This window comes from Mycobacterium talmoniae (assembly GCF_001854525.1).
Taxonomy (GTDB): domain Bacteria; phylum Actinomycetota; class Actinomycetes; order Mycobacteriales; family Mycobacteriaceae; genus Mycobacterium; species Mycobacterium talmoniae.
The window spans coordinates 1-5,740 of sequence record NZ_MLQM01000242.1 but is presented as its reverse complement, the minus strand read 5'-3'; the positions used below and the strand labels follow the sequence as shown (position 1 = coordinate 5,740).

The window sequence follows — 5,740 nt, the reverse complement described above, 5'->3', positions numbered from 1 at the left end:
GCACAGGTCGGGGGCCAGCGGGCCGCCGGCGCCGTCGGTGGCCCGCTCCGCGGCCCAGTCGATCAGCAGCTGGGGCCGTTGCTGGGCGTAGGAGGCGAACAGCCCGGCCAGCCGGCGGGCCACCGCGTAGCGTCGGCCGCGGCGCAGCTCGCCCTCCGGGGTGGGGTCGCCGTGACCCAAATGCGTTGCCAGCGTGCGGCACCAGGGCTGCTCGCAGCTGGCGTCGATCACCTCCAGCAGCGGCCAGGTCATCGCGTCCGGGGACCACGGGTCGTCGTCGACGGTGCCGGTGATCTCGGCGATCAGCGAGCTCGGGCTGCGAAACGCGACCCCCGCGCACACCCCGTCGCCGCCGCGGCCCGCGCCCAACACGTGCGACAGGCGTTGCGATAGCCAGCGCTCCACCCCGCGGGCGGGCACCAGCACCAGCTCCTCGGCGAACGGATCGGCCAGCGGGTCGGCCAGCAACCTGGACAGCCCGTCGGCGAGCAGATCGGTGCGTTCGGCGCGGTGAACGTGCAGCGGCATCGAGGGCAACCCTATGACTTCGGCGGCAATCCTGGTTGGTGTGTCAGACCTCCATGCCACGGTGGTCACGAGCGGTCCCTGACAAAGGAGAGAAGTATGGCCGCCCGGATGCGTCGTTATCCCGCAGTCAAGGGCGGCGGTCGTGTGCCCTTCACACCGCAAAACCCGCCCGCGGTGACCGACGAGGCTCTCCAGCACATCCTTACTGGCCGACCCGTCGCAAAGGGCCGGTCCTGGTCGGGTGGGCATGGGCACGGTACGGGAAAGGGGAAATCGGAGTTTCCTGCTGGCTGGGACGCAGCGAAGATCAAGGTAGCGATCGAACAGGTGTTGATGGGTCCCGACGAAATCGAGCGCAAAGGCTCGACACTCTATTTTCGCGGTCGAGTATTCGGCCAGGAAGTTGAGGCTCGGGTTCGAGGCCGGAACGGGCCGCCGCAACTTTGGACGGCATACCCACTACCACCCAAAAACGTAGGATGAGAGTCATGAATGCCGAGGAACTCGCTGCCCGCCTGTCTGGCGCGATCGCACCACGCGATGCCATCATGCGGCGTCTCATCGACGTCGGCGAGCCGGTCGCGGCGATCATTGATCTGATGGAAAAGGCCGCAACCGAGCGTGTCGCTGTGCCGCCTGAACTGCTCGCAGAAGTCGAGCAAATGATTGGAGATGGCGACTTCGATGAGGTTGACGCCCGTAGCGTCAGCGAAGATGTCGCTGTTCTGCGTACCCGAGCAGTGAGCACCAGCTAAGCCGCGCGTGTCGTTGATGACTCTGCGTCCACCACGCGGTCTCCTCGAACTTTTGCCTGGTAGCCGCAGAGTCAACGCGCGGCATGGCCCGGCGGCCCGGTCCGATTCCCCGCGGTCCCGGCAAAATCGGCGCACCATAAGGGGGTGAGCAGCAGCTCACCCCGGCGCGTCCGAGTGAACCGGTAGGGATTCGGCAACGTGTCGTCTAATGACGGTTGTGTCAAAGGGAGGCACTGTCATGAGAATCCACCTCGCGCGTCGGGCCAAGGCCCTGGCGTTGGGATCAGCCGCCGCGGCACTGGTTTTCGGGCTGGCCGGCCCGCCGACGGCGGCCGCCGCCGATGAGCGCTTGCAGTTCACCGGCACCACCCTCGACGGCGCGCCGTTCAACGGGGCCAGCCTGCAGGGCAAACCCGCCGTGCTGTGGTTCTGGGCCCCGCAGTGCCCGTTCTGCAACCAGGAGGCGCCGTCGGTGAGCCAGGTCGCCGCCGCCAACCCCCGGGTCACCTTCGTCGGCGTGGCCGGACACTCCGACGTCGCCGCCGAGCAGGGCTTCGTGTCGAAGTACAACCTGAACTTCACCAACCTCAACGACGCCGACGGCTCCATCTGGGCCCGGTTCGGGGTGCCCTGGCAGCCGGCCTACGTGTTCGAACGCGCCGACGGCACCTCGTCCTTCGTCAACAACCCCACCTCGGCGATGCCCCAGCAGGAGCTCTCCGAGCGGGTCGCGGCGCTGACCTAGACCGGCGGCGGCGTGGACCAACACCTGCTGGGGTTGGCCTTCGGTGCCGGATTGGTCGCCGCCCTCAACCCGTGCGGGTTCGCGCTGCTGCCCGCCTACCTGGCGTTGGTGGTGCGCGGCGAACACACCAGCGGCCCGCGCGCGGTGGGGCGCGCGCTGGCGGCCACCGCGGCGATGACCGCCGGCTTTCTGGCGGTGTTCGGCAGCTTCGGGGCGCTGACCGTCGCGGTCGCGGCGACCGTGCAACGCTACCTGCCGTATGCGACCGTGCTGCTCGGCATTGCCCTTGTCGCGCTGGGGGTTTGGCTGCTGGCGGGGCGTCGGGTGGCGGCGTTGACGCCCCCGGCGCTGGCCGGCGGCCGGTGGGCGCCGACCGCGCGGATCACCTCGATGCTGGGCTACGGGGTGGCCTATGCGGCCGCGTCGTTGTCCTGCACGGTGGGGCCGTTTCTGGCGGTCACCGGGGTCGCGGTGCGCGGCGGATCGCTGCTCGGCGGCGCGGCGAGCTACCTCGCCTACGCGGCCGGGTTCGCGCTGCTGGTCGGGGTGCTGGCCGTCGCGGTCGCGCTGGCCCGCGGCACGCTGATCGACCGGGTGCGCCGAATCATGCCCTACGCCAACCGGATCAGCGGGGCGCTGCTGGTCGTGGTCGGGCTCTACGTGGGGTACTACGGCCTCTACGAGGTGCGGCTGTTCGACCTGAACGCCAACCCCGCCGACCCGGTGATCGCGGCGGCCGGCCGGCTGCAAGGCGCCCTGGCCGGGTGGGTGCACCAGCACGGGGCCTGGCCGTGGCTGGCGGCGCTGGCGGCGATCGCGGTGGCCGCGCTGGCGGTGCGGGTCGTCCGCCGTCGCCGTCGCATGCCAGAGTGAACGCGCACCCGAAAGGAGCCGACAATGCCCGCCGAGACGACCACCCCACGCCTGACCCCGCGGTTCGTCGAGGCGCTCGGCTACGCCGCCGACAAACACGCCACCCAGACCCGCAAGGGCGGCGACATCCCGTACCTGGGCCACCTGCTGTCGGTGGCCGGGCTGGTCATCGACGCCGACGGCACCGAGGACCAGGCCATCGCCGCGCTGCTGCACGACGCCGCCGAGGATCAGGGCGGTGAAGCCACCCTGGCCGAGATCCGGGCGAAGTTCGGCGCCGAGGTCGCCGGCATCGTCGCCGAATGCAGCGACACCTTCGAGACCCCCAAACCGGCGTGGCGGCCGCGCAAGGAACGCTACATCGCCCACCTGGCCGAGGCCTCCGACGGCGCGGTGCTGGTGTCGCTGGCCGACAAACTGCACAACGCCCGCGCGCTGCTGCGCGACTTCCGCACCGTCGGCCCCGCGCTGTGGGGCCGGTTCAGCCAGCACGACCCCCGCCAGCACCTGTGGTACTACCGGTCGCTGCTGGCCGTCTACGCCGACCGCACCGACGACGCGATGGTGGGCGAGCTGCGCGACGTCATCGACACGCTGGACCGCGAAATCGCGGCGGTTGGCACAATGTGACGATGGCAGACACCACGATCGCGAAACACCAGGGCGACTACGGGGTCGACGGCTCGTTTCACACCTTTTCGGCGCGGGCGCAGGGGCTCGGTGTGCTCGCCCAGAGCGCGACGCTGCTGGGGTTCGCGGCGCTCAGCGCCGCTCGCGGCAAGCGGCTGCGCGCGGCGCTGTCCGGGGCGGCGGGCGCCGGGGTGCTGGCCAGCGCCGGGCTGTACCTGTACGCCACCCGCGCCGGCAAATTCCGGGTGTGGGATGAGCTGCTCGACGGGCTGCGGCTGCGCGGCGACGAAACCGTGCTGGACATGGGCTGCGGCCGCGGGGCGGTGCTGCTGGCCGCGGCCAAGCGGCTGCCGCACGGGAAGGCCATCGGCGTCGACCTGTGGCAGGCCGACCAGACCGACAACTCCGAGCAGGCCACCCTGGCCAACGCCGCCCTGGAGCAGGTCCTGGACCGGGTCGAGGTGCATACCGCCGACATGACCGCGCTGCCGCTGGCCGACGGCAGCGTCGACGTCGTCGTGTCCAACCTGGCCATCCACAACATCCCGTCCCGGGACGGGCGCCGCCGCGCGCTGACCGAGGCGGTGCGGGTGCTGCGCCCGGGCGGGCGGCTGGTGATCGCCGACCTGTGGGAGATCCGCAACCACGCCGCCCAGCTGCGCGAACTCGGCTGGCGCAACGTCACCCAGCGCAACCTGGGCTGGCGGATGTGGTACGGCGGCCCCTGGGCGGCAACGCGTTTGGTGACCGCGACGAAACCGTCCTGAGACCGATACCATCGACACCATGGCTGTTCGGGGATTCGGCGATCTCGAAGCCGTCGTGATGGACCGGGTGTGGCGCAGCGGCGCGGTGACCACCGTCCGCGAAGTCTTCGACGACCTGGCCGGCGAACGCCAAATCGCCTACACCACGGTGATGTCGACCATGGACAACCTGCACCGCAAGGGCTGGCTGCAGCGCGAGCGCGCCGGTAAAGCCTTCCGGTACTGGGCCACGATGAGCCGGGAGGAACATTCCGCGGCGCTGATGCGCGACGCGCTGGACGCCGGCGGCGACTCCGACCTGGTGCTCACCCACTTCCTCAACCAGCTCGACGAGCAGGAGTCCACCCGGGTGCGGGCCGCGCTGCGGCGACTGATCGCGGATCGGGATCCGGTGTGAACGCGGCGGTGCTGCTGCTGGGGTATGCGGCCGCGCTGATCTGGCTGGGGCCGCCGCTGCTGCGCCGGGTCACCGGCGCCGGGGTGCCGCCGCGGCTGGCGGTGGCGGCCTGGCTGACCGCGGTCACCGGTGCGGTCGGCGCCTGGCTGGCGGCCGTCGCCGCGCTGCTGGTCGCCGACGTCGGCAGCATGTGGCGTAATTCGGCACTGTCGTTGTGCCTCAAAGCGCTTGGCGTGGCCGGCCAGATCGGGCTGCCGCGTCCGGTGGGCTCGGTGCTGGCGGTCGGTTTGCTGGCGACCGGCCTGATCATCACCGGCGTCGCCGCGATGCGGGTGGCCTCCCGGGTGCGGGGGCTGCGGGCCCGCAGTCGGGCGCACGCGTCGGCGGCGCGGCTGATCGGGCGGCCCACCGACCGGCCCGGGGTGGTGGTCGTGCCGGCCGGGCGGGCCGCGGCCTACTGCGTGGCGGGCCGGCCCCGCGCGGTGGTGGTGACCACCGCCGCCCTGGATCGGCTCGACGAACCGCAACTGGCCGCGGTGCTCGCCCACGAGCAGGCCCACCTGTCCGGTCGCCACCACGACCTGTTGACGGTGTTGCGGGCGTTGGCGGCCAGTTTCCCGCGGCTGCCGCTGTTTTCGGCGGCCGCCGACGCGGTGGCGGCGCTGCTGGAGATGTGCGCCGACGACGTCGCGGTGCGCCGGCACGGGTCGCTGCCGCTGCTGCGCGGGCTGCTGGCCCTGGCCGGGGCGCCGGCGAGTGCGCCGGCCGCCGTGCTGGGCGCCGCCGATACCGCGGTGCTGCAGCGCGCCGAACGGTTGCTCGCCCCGGCACGGTGCTGGCGGCACCGCGCGACGCTGACCGCCGTCATCGCCGCGGCGACGATCACCCCGGTGGCCGCCGCTCTGGCATGCCAGCTGTAGAACGGAGGCGGGGCCGGAGCGCCACCGCGGCTACCACCCCCACCGTCGTGCCCCTGACGCGCCTGCACCGCCGCGGCGGCGGACGGCGGGCCGGGGGGGGCGGGCGCGGGGGGGGGGGGGGGGTG

Annotated in this window: 9 protein-coding genes; 8 read left to right on the top strand and 1 reads right to left on the bottom strand. The window is 72.0% G+C overall.

Annotated elements, in window-relative coordinates:
- On the bottom strand, window positions 1-528 hold a 528-nt coding region (locus BKN37_RS25395; RefSeq protein ID WP_207547295.1), incomplete at its 3' end, for an exodeoxyribonuclease V subunit gamma.
- A gap of 96 nt (window positions 529-624) precedes the next feature.
- Between BKN37_RS25395 and BKN37_RS28120 the strand changes: the two genes are divergently transcribed.
- The 8 genes from BKN37_RS28120 (at window position 625) to BKN37_RS25360 (ending at window position 5,615) form a co-directional block, all read left to right on the top strand.
- On the top strand, window positions 625-1,011 hold the full coding sequence (locus BKN37_RS28120; protein ID WP_083342044.1) for an EndoU domain-containing protein: 387 nt from the start codon (window positions 625-627) through the stop codon (window positions 1,009-1,011).
- 5 nt (window positions 1,012-1,016) lie between these two features.
- Window positions 1,017-1,283, top strand: a complete 267-nt coding sequence (locus BKN37_RS25390) for a hypothetical protein (protein WP_131823697.1) — start codon at window positions 1,017-1,019, stop codon at window positions 1,281-1,283.
- Window positions 1,284-1,521: 238 nt separating this feature from the next.
- Window positions 1,522-2,028, top strand: a complete 507-nt coding sequence (gene dsbE, locus BKN37_RS25385; protein WP_071029859.1) for a disulfide bond-forming protein DsbE — start codon at window positions 1,522-1,524, stop codon at window positions 2,026-2,028.
- A gap of 12 nt (window positions 2,029-2,040) precedes the next feature.
- Complete coding sequence (locus BKN37_RS25380) at window positions 2,041-2,901, top strand: cytochrome c biogenesis CcdA family protein (RefSeq protein ID WP_071029857.1); 861 nt, start codon at window positions 2,041-2,043, stop codon at window positions 2,899-2,901.
- 24 nt (window positions 2,902-2,925) lie between these two features.
- Window positions 2,926-3,531, top strand: a complete 606-nt coding sequence (locus BKN37_RS25375; protein WP_071029855.1) for an HD domain-containing protein — start codon at window positions 2,926-2,928, stop codon at window positions 3,529-3,531.
- 2 nt (window positions 3,532-3,533) lie between these two features.
- Window positions 3,534-4,298, top strand: a complete 765-nt coding sequence (locus tag BKN37_RS25370) for a class I SAM-dependent methyltransferase (RefSeq protein WP_071029853.1) — start codon at window positions 3,534-3,536, stop codon at window positions 4,296-4,298.
- Between the two features lie 19 nt (window positions 4,299-4,317).
- Complete coding sequence (locus tag BKN37_RS25365; RefSeq protein ID WP_071029851.1) at window positions 4,318-4,695, top strand: BlaI/MecI/CopY family transcriptional regulator; 378 nt, start codon at window positions 4,318-4,320, stop codon at window positions 4,693-4,695.
- Entirely contained in the window at window positions 4,692-5,615 is a 924-nt protein-coding gene (locus BKN37_RS25360) for a M56 family metallopeptidase (RefSeq protein ID WP_071029849.1), read from the top strand. The genes BKN37_RS25365 and BKN37_RS25360 overlap by 4 nt, the downstream gene beginning before the upstream one ends.
- Window positions 5,616-5,740: the final 125 nt, after the last annotated feature.